Origin of the sequence: Microbulbifer hainanensis (assembly GCF_014904735.1) — a bacterium.
Classification (GTDB): domain Bacteria; phylum Pseudomonadota; class Gammaproteobacteria; order Pseudomonadales; family Cellvibrionaceae; genus Microbulbifer; species Microbulbifer hainanensis.
In genome coordinates this window covers 1-16,006 of sequence record NZ_JACZCR010000050.1, presented here as the reverse complement: position 1 = coordinate 16,006, position 16,006 = coordinate 1, and the positions used below count along the sequence as shown (strand labels likewise).

14 protein-coding genes are annotated in these 16,006 nt (G+C 61.7%); 9 read left to right on the top strand and 5 right to left on the bottom strand.

Translation table 11 applies throughout. The features are described 5' to 3' along the window. Positions 1-6: 6 nt before the first annotated feature. Positions 7-2,598, bottom strand: coding sequence for an LPS-assembly protein LptD (locus tag IG168_RS18520; protein ID WP_193166097.1), 2,592 nt, complete (start codon positions 2,596-2,598; stop codon positions 7-9). Between the two features lie 332 nt (positions 2,599-2,930). Between IG168_RS18520 and IG168_RS18515 the strand changes: the two genes are divergently transcribed. The 8 genes from IG168_RS18515 to trpC all read left to right on the top strand — a co-directional run bounded on the left by IG168_RS18515 (position 2,931) and on the right by trpC (position 10,618). Beyond that, positions 2,931-4,010: an aminoglycoside phosphotransferase family protein gene (locus IG168_RS18515; protein WP_193166096.1), complete on the top strand. Its 1,080-nt coding sequence runs from the start codon at positions 2,931-2,933 to the stop codon at positions 4,008-4,010. Then, on the top strand, positions 4,007-4,711 hold the full coding sequence (gene murU / locus IG168_RS18510; RefSeq protein ID WP_226877144.1) for an N-acetylmuramate alpha-1-phosphate uridylyltransferase MurU: 705 nt from the start codon (positions 4,007-4,009) through the stop codon (positions 4,709-4,711). Before IG168_RS18515 ends, murU begins: the two co-directional genes overlap by 4 nt. 15 nt (positions 4,712-4,726) lie before the next feature. Next, positions 4,727-5,389: a ribulose-phosphate 3-epimerase gene (gene rpe, locus IG168_RS18505; protein WP_193166095.1), complete on the top strand. Its 663-nt coding sequence runs from the start codon at positions 4,727-4,729 to the stop codon at positions 5,387-5,389. Positions 5,390-5,700: 311 nt separating this feature from the next. After that, positions 5,701-7,221 (top strand): anthranilate synthase component I, encoded by a 1,521-nt coding sequence (gene trpE / locus IG168_RS18500; RefSeq protein ID WP_193166094.1) that lies wholly within the window; start codon positions 5,701-5,703, stop codon positions 7,219-7,221. Next, positions 7,208-8,071 (top strand): ion transporter, encoded by an 864-nt coding sequence (locus IG168_RS18495; protein ID WP_193166093.1) that lies wholly within the window; start codon positions 7,208-7,210, stop codon positions 8,069-8,071. Before trpE ends, IG168_RS18495 begins: the two co-directional genes overlap by 14 nt. Beyond that, complete coding sequence (locus IG168_RS18490; RefSeq protein ID WP_193166092.1) at positions 8,068-8,646, top strand: anthranilate synthase component II; 579 nt, start codon at positions 8,068-8,070, stop codon at positions 8,644-8,646. Before IG168_RS18495 ends, IG168_RS18490 begins: the two co-directional genes overlap by 4 nt. 66 nt (positions 8,647-8,712) lie before the next feature. Then, the gene (gene trpD / locus IG168_RS18485; protein WP_193166091.1) at positions 8,713-9,762 is read left to right on the top strand and encodes an anthranilate phosphoribosyltransferase; all 1,050 of its coding nucleotides are present in this window, start codon (positions 8,713-8,715) and stop codon (positions 9,760-9,762) included. A 61-nt stretch (positions 9,763-9,823) separates the two neighbouring features. Next, on the top strand, positions 9,824-10,618 hold the full coding sequence (gene trpC, locus IG168_RS18480; RefSeq protein WP_193166090.1) for an indole-3-glycerol phosphate synthase TrpC: 795 nt from the start codon (positions 9,824-9,826) through the stop codon (positions 10,616-10,618). An 87-nt stretch (positions 10,619-10,705) separates the two neighbouring features. On the opposite strand, the gene crp is transcribed toward trpC, so the two are convergent. Then, positions 10,706-11,341 carry a cAMP-activated global transcriptional regulator CRP gene (crp, locus tag IG168_RS18475; RefSeq protein ID WP_319024757.1) on the bottom strand — a complete coding sequence of 212 codons (636 nt, stop codon included), beginning with the start codon at positions 11,339-11,341 and terminating at the stop codon, positions 10,706-10,708. Between the two features lie 366 nt (positions 11,342-11,707). Here crp and IG168_RS18470 point away from each other — a divergent pair, with 366 nt between their 5' ends. Further along, complete coding sequence (locus IG168_RS18470; protein WP_193166089.1) at positions 11,708-12,115, top strand: OsmC family protein; 408 nt, start codon at positions 11,708-11,710, stop codon at positions 12,113-12,115. Between the two features lie 86 nt (positions 12,116-12,201). On the opposite strand, the gene coq7 is transcribed toward IG168_RS18470, so the two are convergent. From coq7 to purH, 3 genes are all read right to left on the bottom strand, one after another. Further along, the gene (coq7, locus tag IG168_RS18465; protein WP_193166088.1) at positions 12,202-12,846 is read right to left on the bottom strand and encodes a 2-polyprenyl-3-methyl-6-methoxy-1,4-benzoquinone monooxygenase; all 645 of its coding nucleotides are present in this window, start codon (positions 12,844-12,846) and stop codon (positions 12,202-12,204) included. Between the two features lie 26 nt (positions 12,847-12,872). Then, positions 12,873-14,171: a phosphoribosylamine--glycine ligase gene (gene purD, locus IG168_RS18460; protein WP_193166087.1), complete on the bottom strand. Its 1,299-nt coding sequence runs from the start codon at positions 14,169-14,171 to the stop codon at positions 12,873-12,875. Between the two features lie 293 nt (positions 14,172-14,464). After that, a partial coding sequence (purH, locus tag IG168_RS18455) for a bifunctional phosphoribosylaminoimidazolecarboxamide formyltransferase/IMP cyclohydrolase (protein ID WP_193166086.1) occupies positions 14,465-16,006 on the bottom strand: 1,542 nt, incomplete at its 5' end.

The following is a 16,006-nucleotide window of genomic DNA, read 5'->3' as shown; positions in this document are numbered from 1 at the left end:
TTTTCTTCACTGTTTCAGTACTTCTCTCTGCTCAAAGTTGGCGATGCCCTGACTGAGCATTTGGGAGACCGTGGTGCCCAGGCCGGCCAAGCCTTTCAGCTGTATTTCCAGGTATACGCCTTCGTCATACTTCAGCTCATCCGCAGGTACCACGTCCGCCAGGTCATTGTCCAGGGAACGGCGCCAGACCACACGTGCGCGGTAGCAGCAACTGTCGTATTCGACGCCCGCAAGGTACTCCAGTTCCCGATTGTAGGTCAGATCGTAGTGAGCGCCTGCCACGATAGAGGCGCTGGCGTTGACCGGTAATACCGTCGAAGCCGTGGCTTGCCGGATGGATTTGTCGGTTACTTCGCCATTTTCGAGTACGAGCTCGGTGTCGTTGCGCTGGTAGACGTAGCCCAGATTGAAGATGCGGAAGTCGTCGTCCAGGTAGCGGAGGCTGAAGTTGCCGCGGTTGACATTGTTTTCGCTGTCGTCGTAGACAACCTCGCTAGCGATCCGCAGGGACTGGATAGGACGGCTCTCCAGGCGCGCGGCCAGTTCTGAGCGCGGTGCGGCATTTTCCACAATCTCAAATCGATCGATACGCGTATCGTTGGAATAGAAAATCTGGCCGATGCTGGCGGCCAGCAGATCCCGGCCGCTCGACGGATCGATAATCCGGCTGGTCAGGCCCAGCGCGACCCGGTCGGCATCGTCGATGCGGTCGTTGCCAGTGAAGCGACTGGCACGGAACAGCTGGTCATAGCTGAAAGTGAACAGCGACGTATCGAACAGCAGGTTGTTACTGGCCCGGTCAATTTGGCTGGCGCCGTCGGTGACATCAAAAAAGTCGCTTTGGTCTGCCGTGGTACTGGCCAGCGCGAACAGGTGCGGTTCCAGCGTCTGCACAAAGTCATAGCCCCAGGCGTTGGTGTCCCGCTCGAAGAACAGGCCGGTGTCCAGGGTGAACTGGACGGCGGACGCTTCCGGCGAATCATTGCTCCCCGGTTGCAGGAACTGGTCGTCGACACGATAGCCCAGGTAGCGGGCCGCGATGCCGGGCTTGAAGTAGCCCCACAGCCACTGCTTGTCCCAGTTGAACTCGTAGTCCATGCGGAAGCGGTCGGCATTGACGAAATTCCGCGTCAATTCCCGGACGCTGTCCGGATCGCCGAGGTCGGCGATATAGCGGAGGGTCTGGGTATCGTCGTGATCCCAGCTGGTGACCTCGTGATCCAGGGTCAGTCCCCAGTCACCCCAGCGATAATTGCCGTCGACATTAAAGCGCGGTAGCTGGCTGAAGGTATCGAAGCGATCCTTGACCAGCAGCTGGTATTCCTGCCCGCGAACACTGGCGCGCCAGTGTTCGCCGTTGAGGCCGCCCTCGACTTTCTGGTTGAGGTTGGTCTTTGCGGAAACACTCAGGTTGGCGGTGCTCAAGTCGCGGAAATAGTCCGGATCACTCACCTTTGTGTAGTCGACACTGGAATACCAGAGGCCCCCGTCGCCACCCTGCTGGTCGAGGTTGAGCAGCCAGCGATCCTTGCCTTTGGCCGGCAATACCAGATCCTCGGGAAAGCCCTGCTGGATCAGTTTGCGGGCGTCCTCGTCATCACCACCCTTATCGTTGGGCAGGCCAGCCATGCGCACTTCGGTATTGAACAGCTGGCTCAGGTGGCGGACTTCCACCTCTGCGCCGGTGCCTCGGTACTGGATATAGCGCGGTACGATAGTCGCATCCATCTGCGGCGCGATATTCCAGTAGTAGGGGATAGCGATATCCCAGCCGTTATCGTCGCTGTTACTGATGCCGGGGAAGAGCAGGCCGGACAGGCGTGAATCGCCCACCGGGAAGCGCAGGTACGGGAAGTAAAACACCGGTACATCGAGGATTTCGAGGCGCACATTGCGGGCCACGCCCTGGCGCTCGATATTGTCGATGGTGATCTGCCCGCCGCTGACGCGCCAGACCTCTTCTCCCGGTTCACAGCGGGTATAGCTGCCCTCGGTCAGCGTCAATTCACCGCTGGTCTCGCGTGCGGCATAGTCGGCGCTGCCGTGAATGAATGCCTGGTGCAGGACGTAGGTGGCGTCTTCGATCGCTGCCGCCTTGCTGTCGGTGTGTACCTCAGCGGCCTTGCCACGGACCAGCAAGCCGGGCTCGCGCATCTCGATGGCACCGCGCAGGTGGGCGGTACTGTCTGTACGATTGACATCCACCTGATCGGCGAACAGCTGGCGGGAGCCCTGGGTAATGTGCACATTACCGCGTAACTGCGCGGTACCGTCTTCGAGCCAATCGGACCGATCGGCAATGGCGCGCAGGGGCGCCTCTTCCGGTGGCAGATCGGCATCCCGGTAGTACCGCGGCGGTTCGACAAAAGCGCCACCGCAGGAGGCGTGCATGGCGGCCCGCTGCGCCGGGCTCAGCTGCGATTTGGGGAGCCAGTCCAGGTACAGGTAGGGGTTGTAGTCCGGGGTGGGGGCAGCTTCGGGCTCTGCCGCCTGTACCCACAGCGGCTGCGCGGCGATCAAACCGATGGCAAGCGAGTGCGGACGTGAAATCTGTGCGATCGCCCACGTCAGGCGACGCCACCGGGAAGCTTCCAGCATCAGGTGATATGTTCCGGCTATCTTTGAGTTTCTTCCGTAGAAAGGAACACGGGCGTGCCCGTGCAAAAATCAGCGGACGATTCTACTTGAATGCAGGCCCGGTTAACACTGCCGACGCTGCGAACCACTGTGTGACGGTTGAACCGGCGGCAATGGGGCTAAACTAACTGGCGCGCTTCGGTCGGTGGCCGAAACCGAATAGATGAATCTGCTGTCAAACGGACCTATGGTCCATTTTGGCCAGAATTGATGGTGAAATGTAGGGCTGTCGCTGGACGGCTCCGACGGCCCCGTTACAATGCGGCCCGAACTAGCAGGAGTAGCAGTGGCTCATGACCGAGCTCTCGACAGGCGGAATTGACAAGCGGCGCGAAGAATTGCGTCTCTGGGCCGGGCGTGCGCTTGACGTCGGTGGCAGCCTGACGCTGATGGCGCTGGCGGGAGACGCCGGGTTTCGCCGCTATTTCCGCACCCAGACTGTCCCCAGCATGATCGCCGTGGATTCGCCGCAGGAGCGCACCAACCCCGCGCGGTTTGTCGCCGTGGCTGACTACCTGCGCCGAAACGGTATCCATACCCCCATGGTGGCCGCCGCCGATACCGAGCAGGGGTTTATGCTGCTGGAGGACTTGGGTGACCAGCAACTTTTCGGAGCGCTCGACGACAGCAGTGTGGAGGGGCTGTACGGGGAGGTGCTCAATGAATTGCTGTGCCTGCAGCAGATTCCCCACAGCCCCGATATCTTCCCCCCCTACAACCGTGAACTGCTGCTGGCGGAAATGCGCATCCTGCCGGAATGGCTGGTGCAGAAGCTGCTGGGCTACGAGCTCGGTGAGGCGGAAATAGCGCTGCTGGACAAGACGTTCAACCTGTTGCTGGATTCCGCCGAGGAGCAGCCGCAGGTCCTGGTGCACCGCGATTTCCATAGCCGCAACCTTATGTTGCGCAACGGCGAGCGCCCTGGCGTCGTGGACTTCCAGGACGCGGTGTGGGGGCCGGTGACCTACGACCTGGTGTCATTACTGCGCGATTGCTACATCCGCTGGCCCTGCGAGCAGGTGGAGCGCCTGGCGCTGTGCTATGCGGCGACGGCGGAAGCGGCCGGGATCATGGCACCGGTGCCCCAGGCGCAGTTCCTGCGCTGGTTCGACTGGATGGGCTTGCAGCGTCATATCAAGGTGCTGGGCCTGTTTCCGCGCCTGAATCTCCGCGACGGCAAGAATGGCTATTTGACCGACCTGCCGCTGGTAATCCGTTATACGCTGGAAGTGGCCGGGCGCTACCCCGAACTGGCGCCGTTCGCTGACTGGTTTAAAGAAAAATTACTGCCTCTGGTGGAGCGCCAGAGCTGGTACCGGGATTACCGCACTGCCGGTGATCCGGGTGTGCAACTGCAAAGAATGCCTCAATGACTGATACAGCCAATCGTTCCGTCCCCGCCGCCATGGTACTGGCTGCGGGCTTCGGCAAACGCATGCGTCCGCTGACCGAGAGCGTGCCCAAACCATTGCTGGAAGTGGCCGGCAAACCCCTGATCGAATATGCCCTGGAGCGTCTCGCCGGTATCGGTGTGCAGCGCGTGGTCATCAACCTGGGTCACCTGGGGGACAAGATCAGCAGCCGGCTGGGTGATGGCGAGCGCTGGGGGCTGGATATCCAGTATTCCGTTGAGGGTGAGCCGCTGGAAACCGCCGGCGGAATCGTGCGGGCACTGCCGCTGCTCGGCGAAGAGCCGTTCCTGGTCGTCAATGGCGACGTCTGGTGCGACTTCGATCTGCAGACCTGGCTGGCGCGGCCGCTGCCGGCGGATTGCCCCGGCCGGTTGCTGATGGTGCCCAACCCGCCGCACAATCCCGATGGGGATTTCGGCATCGATGCCGGTTTGCTGTCCGGCACCAGCCGGCCCCGCTATACCTTTTCCGGTATCAGCTGGCTGCGCCCGCAGATGCTGCGCGATTACCCCAGGCTGCGTACCTGTTTCGGCCTCGGTGAAGTTTTCGTGCACTACGAAGACCAGCTGCAGGCGGAGCTCTACGAAGGGGACTGGTGCGACGTGGGCACGCCGGAACGGCTCGAGCGCCTGGATCACCGCCTCGCCGAACAAGACCGTTAAAAGCAGGACATGACCATGCCGGATTATAAAATTGCCCCCTCGATTCTCTCCGCCGACTTTGCCCGCCTGGGCGAAGAAGTGGATGCAGTGCTCGCCGCCGGCGCGGACTGGGTGCATTTCGATGTAATGGACAATCACTACGTGCCCAACCTGACCATCGGCCCGATGGTCTGCCAGGCGCTGCGCAAGCACGGTGTCGAGGCACCCATCGACGTACACCTGATGGTGGAGCCGGTGGATGACATGATCCGCATGTTCGCCGATGCGGGCGCAACTTACATTACATTCCACCCGGAGGCATCGCGCCACGTGGATCGCTCCCTGCAGCTGATTCGCAGCCTCGGCTGCAAGGCCGGCCTGGTGTTCAACCCGGCGACCGGCCTTGATGCCGCCAAGTACGTGCTCGACAAGCTGGATATGATTCTGCTGATGTCCGTGAACCCCGGCTTCGGTGGGCAGAAGTTCATCCCGGCAACGCTGGGTAAGCTCCGCGAGGCGCGCGCGTTGATCGAGGCCTCGGGCGAGGATATTCGCCTGGAGATCGACGGCGGTGTGACCCGCGACAATATCGGCGAGATAGCCGCAGCCGGCGCTGACACATTTGTCGCCGGTTCGGCGATCTTCAACGCCGAGGACTACGCCGAGGCTATTGCCGCGATGCGGTCGCAACTGGCGTAAATGGCCGAGCACATGCTTATGCCGGAAGGGTTTCCGGCATAAGCATGGAACCGGATTTTATAAGGCTGCCGCTGCCCGTGGCGATATCGGTGGCGGGTCTTGCCGGCCCCTGCAGGGATTTGTAAACTAGCCGGCCTAATCGAGGGAATGTCCGTGAACCACACCACCCCCCACATTCAAAGCTGGCGATGGCGCCGCCAGTCCGCTGAGGCCAACAACCGGTAACAATACCGTCTGGCTACCTTTCCCGTGGGCGCTTTCTGTACCTACCCGCCCGCCGACAGAAACTCTGACAATTGACTGGAGTCGCCATGACCCCAAGCGAATACGCCCAACTTGCGTCTGAGGGTTACAACCGCATACCGCTGATCCGCCGCGTGCTGGCGGATATCGAAACGCCGCTGTCTACCTACTTGAAACTGGCCGCCGGCCGCTACAGCTACCTGCTGGAGTCCGTGCAGGGGGGAGAAAAGTGGGGCCGCTATTCGATGATCGGCTTGCCGGCACGCACGCTGCTGCGGGTGCGCGGTCACGAGATTACCGTCGAGCGCGACGGCAGCGTGGTGGAACAGCATCAGGCCGCGGATCCGCTCGCATTCGTCGAGGATTTTCAGCGCCGCTACCGGGTACCGGAACTGCCGGGCCTGCCGCGTTTCAATGGCGGCCTGGTGGGCTATTTCGGCTATGACTGCGTGCGCTATATCGAGCCGCGCCTGGCTGACAGTACGCCCCCGGATACCCTCGGCAATCCGGATATCCTCCTGATGGTCAGCGATGAACTGGTGGTGTTCGACAACCTCGCCGGCGCCGTGATCTTTATCGTGCACGGCAACCCGGAACAGGACGGCGATTACGAGCGCGCTCAGAAGCGCCTCGATCAGTTGGTGGGCAGGCTGGCACAGCCGCTGCCGGATACTGTGCCGCTGGATCTGGACGGCGACGGCATCGACGAGTCCGCCTTTCACTCCCATTTTGGTGAGGCGGCGTTCAAGCGTGCCGTCGACAAGGTCAAGGACTATGTACTCGCTGGCGATGTCATGCAGGTGGTGCCGTCGCAGCGGCTTTCCGCCGATTTCGATGCGCCGCCGCTGAATCTGTACCGCGCCCTGCGTAGCCTCAACCCCTCGCCATACATGTATTTCCTCGATCTTGGCGACCACCAGGTAGTGGGTTCCAGCCCGGAGATCCTGGTGCATCTGGAAGACGGAGACATGACTGTACGCCCCCTCGCGGGCACCCGCCGCCGCGGTGCCACCGAGGAGGAGGACGCGGCGCTGGAGCGCGAGTTACTCGAGGATCCGAAAGAAATTGCCGAGCACCTGATGCTGATTGACCTGGGGCGCAACGATGTCGGTCGCGTGGCCGAAACCGGCAGTGTGAAGGTCACGGAGCAGATGGTGGTCGAGCGTTACTCCCACGTCATGCATATCACTTCCAACGTTACCGGCCGGCTGAAATCCGGTCTCACCGGCATCGATGCACTGCGCGCGGCACTGCCGGCAGGCACTTTGTCCGGCGCGCCGAAAATCCGCGCGATGGAAATCATCGATGAGCTGGAGCCGGAGAAACGCGGCATCTATGGAGGTGCCGTCGGTTACCTGGCCTGGAACGGCAACATGGACACCGCCATCGCCATCCGCACCGCGGTGATCAAGGATGGCAAATTGTATATCCAGGCCGGTGCCGGCCTGGTGGCCGATTCGGATCCGCAGTCCGAGTGGGACGAAACCATGAACAAGGCCCGCGCGCTCTTCCGTGCCGCGGCCATGGCCCTGTCCGCCAGTGGCGACAACCGCAAGAGAGTAAAGATTGCCAGCGATGAACGAAGTTAGTTTTGCGCGGAAGTTTTCCATAGCTGAATCCTGTCAGCGGGTCGTCGAGGCGCCGCTGTTCAACCAGGTCATCATCGGGCTGATCCTGCTCAACGGCGTCGCGGTGGGGCTGGAGACCTCGCAGTGGGTCCTGGCCCGTTTCGGCGATCTGCTGTATGGCATCAACCAGCTGATCCTGCTGGCGTTTGTCGTGGAGGCGGCGATCAAGATGGCGGCCCACGGTGAACGGCCCTGGCGCTATTTCGCCAGCGGCTGGAACTGTTTCGATTTCAGCATCATTGCCCTGAGCCTGATACCGGCGGCCGGGCCGCTGGCAACCCTCGCGCGCCTGGTGCGGGTGTTGCGTGTGCTGCGCCTGGTGTCGGCCTTTCCGGAATTGCGCCTGCTGGTGGACACGCTGTTGCGCAGCCTGCCCAGCATGTTCCACATCTCGCTGCTGATGGGCATCATTTTTTATATTTATGGCGTGGCCGGCTATTTCCTGTTTCACGATATCGACCCGACCCACTGGCGCAGCCTGCCGATCGCGCTGCTGAGCCTGTTTCGCATCGTGACCTTCGAGGACTGGACCGACATTATGTACACGGCGATGGAGACCATGCCCTGGGCCTGGGTCTACTTTGTCAGCTTCGTGGTCATGGGTGCGTTCGTGATGATCAACCTGTTTATCGGTGTCGTGCTGAACAACCTTGAGGAGGCCAAGTTGCGCCGCCTCGATGAGTTGCAACTGCCACCCAGCCAAAATGAAATTCTGCGCGAATTGCGCGCGACCCAGGAGGCCCTGGGCCGCCTGCAGAAACGCATGGAACAGTCTGCCGCGCCAGCGGGCGAAGAGGGAGCCACCCAATGATATTGATGATCGATAACTACGACTCCTTCACTTGGAACGTAGTGCAGTACCTGGCGGAGCTGGGTGCGGAAGTGGTGGTCAAGCGCAACGACGAGATTGCCGTTGAGGATATCGATGCGCTGGAGCCGGAGAAAATCGTTATTTCTCCCGGCCCCTGTACGCCCAATGAGGCGGGTATCTCGCTGGATACTATCCGTCGTTACGCCGGACAGGTGCCGATCCTGGGGATCTGTCTCGGACACCAGAGTATCGGCCAGGTGTTTGGTGGCCGGGTAGTCCGCGCGGGCCGCGTCATGCATGGCAAGACCTCACAGATAGTGCACAACAACCTGGGGGTGTTCCACGGCCTGTCGAATCCGTTCGAGGCCACCCGCTACCACTCCCTGGTGGTGGAAAAGGGGAGCCTGCCGGACTGTCTGGAAATCACCGCCTGGACGGAAACCGAAAGCGGGGAAATAGAGGAAATCATGGGCCTGCGCCACCGCGAGCTGGCGGTGGAGGGAGTGCAGTTTCATCCCGAGTCCATTCTCACGCAGCACGGGCACGACATGCTGCGCAATTTTCTGGAGTCGTGACTCGAAAGCAGGAGCGGCAATGCCGGCCCCTGCAGGTCAGCAAGATACGGATAAGGGGGAAGCGAGATGAATATCCAACAGGCCATCGCCAGGCTGGTGGACGGCGAACACCTGAGCCGCGCGGAAATGCGCGCAGTCATGAGCCAGATCATGCACGGTGAGGCCCAGGAGGCACAGATCGGGGCTCTACTGGTCGCCCTGCGGATGCGCGGTGAGACCGTCGACGAGATCGCCGGGGCGGTCGAGGTAATGCGCGAACTGGCCACCAAGGTGGAACTCGACCTGACCCACGCCGTGGATATCGTCGGTACCGGCGGTGACGGCGCCAATCTGTTCAACGTTTCCAGCGCCGCCAGCTTCGTTGCCGCAGCCGCAGGGGCGCGGGTCGCCAAGCACGGCAACCGCTCGGTGTCGTCGAGCAGTGGCGCAGCTGACCTGCTCGAGCGCGCCGGCATCTTCCTCGAACTGACGCCGGAACAGGTGGCCCGCTGCGTGGACACCATTGGCGTCGGTTTCATGTTTGCGCCCAGCTATCACAGCGCTATGCGCCATGCGATCGGCGCGCGCCGCGCGCTGGGGCTGCGTACCATTTTCAATCTGCTCGGACCGCTGACAAACCCGGCGGGTGTGAGACGCCAGGTGATCGGGGTCTACGACCGCACCTACTGCCGGATAGTGGCGGAAGTGCTGCAGAGCCTTGGCGCTGAACACGCACTGGTCATTCACAGTGAAGACGGTCTCGACGAGGCAAGCCTGGCAGCGGACACCCATGCGGTGGAGCTGAAAGACGGTGTACTGCAGGAGCGCGTCATTCGCCCGGAGGATTTTGGCATCGAACGCCGCAATCTCGAGGGGCTTGCCGTGGCCGGTTCGGAGGAATCCCTCGCGTTGATCAATGCGGCGCTGACAGGAGAGGATAGCGAAGCGGCGCAGAAAGCGGCCGATGTCATCGCGATGAATGCGGGACTGGCGATCTACGTCAGCGGCATCGCCGATAGCGCGGAGCAGGGCGTGGCCATGGCCCAGGATGCCATCTGTACCGGCCTGGCTGCGGAAAAAATCAAGGACCTGGCCGCCTTTACCAGCGCGTTCCGCGCCGAGGAAATACGGCCGTGAGCTCCGAAAAGCGAGTCGCAAGCGCACGCGATAAAATCAGCAGGGCAGAGGAGAATCAGCCATGAGCACGCCGACCATTCTAAAAACCATCGTCGAGCGCAAATGGCAGGAAGTGACCGAGCGACAGCGGCAGTGTTCTCTGCAGGACATGCGCGCGCGGGCGCTGGATCAGCCGCCGGCACGGGGATTTGTTACCGCGATCGAAACCCGAATCAGTGCTGGCGAAGCGGCAGTGATCGCCGAAATCAAGAAGGCTTCACCGAGCAAGGGGGTGATTCGCCCCGATTTCATTCCCGCGGAGATCGCCACCAGCTACGAAAAGGGTAGCGCCGCCTGCCTGTCAGTGCTCACTGACGTGGATTTTTTCCAGGGCAGTGACAGCTACCTGCAGCAGGCGCGCAATGCCGTACGCCTGCCGGTGTTGCGCAAGGATTTCACCGTCGATCCCTACCAGGTATGCGAAGCCCGCGCGATTGGTGCCGACTGCATTCTGCTGATCGCCGCCTGTCTGGAAGACGGCCAGATGCGGGACCTGAACGGGCTGGCACAGGAGCTGGGCCTGGACGTGCTGGTGGAAGTGCACGACCGTGCGGAACTGGAGCGGGCGCTGGCACTGCCGAACCGACTGATCGGAATCAACAATCGCAACCTGCACACGTTCGACGTACAGCTGGAGACGACATTCAAGCTGCTGGATCTAGTGCCGGAGGACCGCATTGTGGTCACCGAGAGCGGTATCCACACCACCGATGATGTGGCGGCGATGCGCGGCCACGACGTCAATGCGTTCCTAGTTGGCGAGGCGTTTATGCGCGAACCGGAACCGGGGCGCAAACTGCTGGAAATGTTCAACTGAGGCGGCAGGGAATTTTCGAATTCGCTTAGTGGCGGAATAAAAAAGGCGACCCAAGGGTCGCCTTTTTTGCAAATCGTGAATGGGCTGTCAGCGGGTGCCGTAGACCACCATTGTCTTGCCTTTCACGGATACCAGCCCCTGTTCCTCCAGGGTCTTCAGTACGCGGCCGACCATCTCCCGCGAGCAGCCGACGATACGGCCGATTTCCTGGCGGGTGATCTTGATCTGCATCCCTTCCGGGTGCGTCATCGCATCGGGTTCGTTGCACAGGTCCAGCAAAGTGCGGGCCACGCGGCCGGTGACGTCGAGGAACGCCAAGTCACCGACTTTGCGCGTGGTGTTGCGCAGGCGACCGGCCATCTGTGTGGCCAGTGCGAACAGGAATTCCGGGTGCTGACGGCTCAGTTCCTGAAACTTGCTGTAGGAGATCTCCGCCACTTCACATTCGGTCTTGGTGCGCACCCAGGCACTGCGGGTATCCTGGTCGAACAGGCCCATTTCACCGAAGAAGTCGCCATCGTTCAGGTAGGCCACGATCATCTCACGGCCTTCGTCGTCCTCGATCAGGACGGTTACGGAGCCGCGCATAATGAAATAGAGGGACTCGCAGCGGTCGCCGGCGTAAATGATCGTGCTTTTAGCCGGATAGCGACGCCGGTGGCAGTGGGCCAGGAAATCTTCGATATTGCCGATAGTCATGGTTTCTTCTGTAGCAACCGTCACGGACCTACTCCTTATAATTTTTACTTGCGTGCCTGATCCCGGCCAGAATGCTCTGTGGCATTGGCGAATTATGGCGCTAAAAGCCTGTCCCCAACAGTGGCTTGCGCCGGGAAACTCCCGCAGTGTGATCTGGAACACTGTTATCTTGCCAAAGCAGGCGGTATACCAAGAAAGACCTTATAGCGATCGAGGAGTTCAGTGGCAACCGACTGCCGTGCTCCTTTTCAGAGCCTGTACTGGGCGGCAATTGATCTGCGACCACTATACCTGAAATCAATGCGCAATAGGTTACCGGGGCGATATGGTAAGCTTCGCGCCATTCATCATTTCATAATGCCCCGACGGGCAATCTGGAGGAGTTTGGCAATGCAGGGCAAGGTAACCTGGGTGGACGGGCTGACGTTTGTCGGCGAGGCCGCTAGTGGCAATTCCGTGGTTATGGAAGGCGGTATCAAGAACAACGGCATCCGCCCGATGGAAATGATACTGCTGGGCGTGGGTGGCTGTGCGTCCTACGACGTCGTCAGTATCCTGCAGAAGGCGCGGCAGGACGTGATTTCCTGCCACTGTGAGCTGAATGGCGAACGTCCCGATACGACGCCGGCGCCTTTTTCCCGCATCGAGATGGAGTTCGTCGTGCGCGGCCGCGGTATCAAGGAAGCCCAGGTGCAGCGGGCGGTGGAGCTGTCGGCCGACAAATACTGCTCGGCTTCCATCATGCTGAAGAATGCCGGGGTGGAAATCGTCCACAGCTACCGCATTGAAGAGCTATAAGGCCAGGCGGGGATTATTCCGGAGGTGAGGCGGCCCCGCTGCTGGGGGCCCGCCGTGTCTGGTTTGACAGGGATTCCTATTCCCGATCAAACTCTGTAGCTGGCCGAGGTCATGGCCTTGGACACCAGCGACATCAGGCCTTTCAGCGGCGCCGGGAAGCGGGCACCGCCAGCGGCCAGCGCGGCGTGACCGTGCTCTTCTTCATCCACCAGCATCTGCTCCACCACGGCACGGCTGCGCTGATCCTCGGCGGGCAAACGCTGCAGGTGGCTCTGCAGGTGCTTGCACACCTGTTCTTCTGTGGCGGCGACAAAGCCGAGGCTGACCCGATCGCTGATCTTGCCGGCGGTGGCACCGAGGCCAAACGACAGGCCGTACCACAGCGGATTCAGCAGGCTGGGACGGCTGTCCAGCTCCCGCAGGCGCTGCTCACACCAGGCCAGGTGGTCGATTTCCTCGTCCGCAGCCTGTTCCATTTCGCCGCGCACTTCCGGCAGCTTGGCGGTCAACGCCTGGCCCTGATAGAGGGCCTGGGCGCAGACTTCGCCGCTGTGGTTAACCCGCATCAGTCCCGCGGCGTGCCGGCGCTCGGCATCGCTGAGTTCCGCCTCCTGCTCGCCCTTCGCCGGCGATGGCCGGGCGTGGCTGGGGGTGCCGGGGCTCAGGGTGCGGAGGGCGCGATCCGCCTGCAATAGCAGGCGGTCGAGGCCGGTCAGTTTGCGCTCACTCATCTGTCGTATTCCTGCAGGGCCCGTTACTACTCGCTAGTGGCGGCTTCCTCGCGCTCGATGGCGCGGTAGCCGATGTCCTTGCGGAAGAATACACCGTCCCAGTGAATGGCGCGCGCGGCTTCGTAGGCGTTGGCCTGGGCCTCGGCCACAGTGTCGCCCAGTGCGGTGGCACAGAGGACGCGGCCACCGCTGGTGACTACACGCTCACCGTCCAGTGCGGTGCCGGCGTGGAAAACCTTGGCATTGTCGCTGTCGGCGCGGTCCAGACCGCTGATGGCGTCGCCCTTGCGGTAGCTGCCGGGATAGCCGTTGGCGGCCAAGACTACGCCGAGTGCCGGGCGGGCATCCCATTCAATTTCCACCTGGTCGAGGCTCTTGTCCACAGCAGCGCGGCACAGTTCAACCAGGTCGGATTTCAGCCGCATCATAATCGGCTGGGTTTCCGGGTCGCCGAAGCGGCAGTTGTATTCGATCACCTTGGGGGCGCCGTCGGCATCGATCATCAGTCCGGCGTACAGGAAGCCGGTATAGGGTATGCCCTCGGCCGCGAGGCCTTTGACTGTCGGTTCGATGACTTCTGCCATGATGCGCTGGTAGACACTGTCGGTGACTACCGGTGCCGGGGAATAGGCGCCCATACCGCCGGTATTCGGGCCTGTGTCGCCGTCGCCGACGCGCTTGTGGTCCTGGCTGGTGGCCATCGGCAAGATATGCTCGCCGTCCACCATGACGATGAAGCTGGCCTCTTCACCGGCGAGGAACTCCTCGATCACTACGCGACAGCCGGCTTCGCCGAAAGCGTTACCGGACAGCATATCGCGCACGGCCAGTTCTGCCTGCTGCTCGGTCTCCGCCACGATGACGCCCTTGCCGGCAGCCAGGCCGTCGGCCTTGACCACGATGGGGGCGCCCATCTTGCGGATGTACTCGACCGCGGGTTCAGTTTCGGTGAAATTTTGGTAGGCGGCGGTCGGAATCTGGTGGCGCTCGAGGAAGTCCTTGGTAAAGGCCTTGGAGCCCTCTAGCTGGGCCGCCGCCTTACTTGGGCCGAAAATCGCCAGGCCGCGGCCGTTAAAGAAGTCGACGATACCGTCTACCAGCGGGGCCTCCGGGCCGACGATGGTCAGCTCGACGCCGTTGTCCTCGGCAAACTCCGCCAGTGCGGAGAAGTTGTCGACACCGATGGCGACATTCTGCAGCTTGGGTTCGCGCGCTGTGCCGGCGTTGCCCGGTGCCACGAAGACGGTGTCGACGGCGGGGTTCTGGGCCGCTTTCCACGCCAGGGCGTGCTCGCGGCCGCCGGCGCCAATTACCAATACGTTCATTCTGTGTTCCCCCTGAATCGGCCGGTGTGTTCCGTTAGATGCGGTATTTTAGCCCGGAATTGTTGCGGGCAAGAAAAAGCCGGCCCAATCGGCGCCGGCTTTTCATTCTGCGTTTGGCTATTCCGGTGTCATAACCGGCATAGCCTCGCGGCACAGGGTTGTGCCGCCGCCGGCAAAGCCGGCGCGAGTCCGTGAATTGTCAGCAGGTTAGCGCACCTGCGTCAGCACTTCACGGGCGACAATCCCATAGATCAAGGATGATCTATGGGATTGCAAGGCGATCAGTGGGCCTCTTAATGACGAAAGTGACGCATACCGGTAAAGACCATGGCCATATCGTGCTCGTCCGCCGCGGCGATGGTTTCCTCGTCGCGCATGGAGCCGCCGGGCTGGATGACTGCGCGAATTCCCACGGCCGCGGCGTTGTCGATGCCGTCGCGGAACGGGAAGAAGGCGTCGGACGCCATTACGGAACCCTTAACTTCCAGGCCGGCGTGCTCGGCCTTGATGGCGGCGATACGCGCGGAGTTGACCCGGCTCATCTGGCCGGCGCCGACACCGATGGTGCGGCCGTCCTTGCCGTAGACGATGGCGTTGGATTTGACGAACTTGGCCACTTTCCAGGTGAATAGCAGGTCGCGGATTTCTTCCTCGCTCGGCTGGCGCTTGCTGACCACCTTCAGATCGCCGGCGGTGACAATACCGTCGTCGCGGTCCTGTACCAGCAGGCCGCCGTTGACGCGTTTGTAGTCCAGCGCCGGGGCGCGATCGGCACTCCACTGGCCGCAGACCAGCAGGCGCACATTTTTCTTTTCGGCAACCGCGGCCTTGGCCTCGGGGGAGACCGACGGGGCGATGATCACTTCGACGAACTGGCGCTCGACGATGGCCTTGGCGGTGGCGCCGTCCAGCTCGCGGTTGAACGCAATGATGCCGCCGAAAGCGGATTCGGTATCGGTGGCGAAAGCCAGGTCGTAGGCATTGCCGATGCTCTCGGCGACGGCCACGCCACAGGGATTGGCATGCTTGACGATGACGCAGGCCGGCTCATCGAAGGCCTTGACGCACTCCAGTGCCGCATCGGTATCGGCAATATTGTTGTAGGAAAGCTCCTTGCCCTGAATCTGCGCGGCGGTGGCAATGCTCGCCTCGGCCGGGTTGGACTCTACGTAGAACGCGCTCTTTTGATGCGGGTTCTCGCCGTAACGCAGATCCAGTTTCTTGATGAACTGGCTGTTGAAGGTGCGCGGGAACGCTTGTTTCTCGCCGTCCTTGATGGCACCCAGGTAGTTGGCGATGGCGCCGTCATAGCCGGCGGTGTGTTCGAAGGCCTTTACGGCCAGGTCGAAGCGGGTCGCCTGGGCGAGGGCGCCGTCGTTGGCCTTCATTTCGGCGATGATGCCGTCGTAATCGCTGGCGTTGACCACGATAGCCACGTCATTGTGGTTCTTGGCCGCGGCGCGGACCATGGTCGGGCCGCCGATATCGATGTTCTCGATCGCATCCGGCAGGGTGCAATCCGGCTTGGCGACAGTCTGGGCGAAGGGGTACAGGTTCACCACCACCATATCGATTGGGGTGATGCCGTGCTCGGACATGACGCTGTCATCGGTGCCGCGGCGACCGAGGATGCCGCCGTGGACTTTCGGGTGCAGGGTTTTGACGCGCCCATCCATCATCTCGGGAAATCCGGTGTAGTCGGAGACTTCCACCACATCGACACCGGCATCCTTCAGCTGGCGGTGGGTGCCACCGGTGGAGAGGATTTCTACGCCCATAGTGGCGAGTTGTTGCGCGAATTCCACGATTCCGCTTTTGTCCGATACGCTGATCAG

Bases quoted from the DNA above. Each gene is read 5' to 3' on its own strand.
- trpD (WP_193166091.1), top strand. From the start codon at position 8,713: ATGAATATCCAACAGGCCATCGCCAGGCTGGTGGACGGCGAACACCTG.
- IG168_RS18495 (WP_193166093.1), top strand. From the start codon at position 7,208: ATGAACGAAGTTAGTTTTGCGCGGAAGTTTTCCATAGCTGAATCCTGT.
- IG168_RS18470 (WP_193166089.1), top strand. From the start codon at position 11,708: ATGCAGGGCAAGGTAACCTGGGTGGACGGGCTGACGTTTGTCGGCGAG.
- coq7 (WP_193166088.1), bottom strand. From the start codon at position 12,846: ATGAGTGAGCGCAAACTGACCGGCCTCGACCGCCTGCTATTGCAGGCG.
- IG168_RS18515 (WP_193166096.1), top strand. From the start codon at position 2,931: ATGACCGAGCTCTCGACAGGCGGAATTGACAAGCGGCGCGAAGAATTG.
- trpC (WP_193166090.1), top strand. From the start codon at position 9,824: ATGAGCACGCCGACCATTCTAAAAACCATCGTCGAGCGCAAATGGCAG.
- IG168_RS18520 (WP_193166097.1), bottom strand. From the start codon at position 2,598: ATGCTGGAAGCTTCCCGGTGGCGTCGCCTGACGTGGGCGATCGCACAG.
- purD (WP_193166087.1), bottom strand. From the start codon at position 14,171: ATGAACGTATTGGTAATTGGCGCCGGCGGCCGCGAGCACGCCCTGGCG.
- murU (WP_226877144.1), top strand. From the start codon at position 4,007: ATGACTGATACAGCCAATCGTTCCGTCCCCGCCGCCATGGTACTGGCT.
- rpe (WP_193166095.1), top strand. From the start codon at position 4,727: ATGCCGGATTATAAAATTGCCCCCTCGATTCTCTCCGCCGACTTTGCC.
- trpE (WP_193166094.1), top strand. From the start codon at position 5,701: ATGACCCCAAGCGAATACGCCCAACTTGCGTCTGAGGGTTACAACCGC.
- IG168_RS18490 (WP_193166092.1), top strand. From the start codon at position 8,068: ATGATATTGATGATCGATAACTACGACTCCTTCACTTGGAACGTAGTG.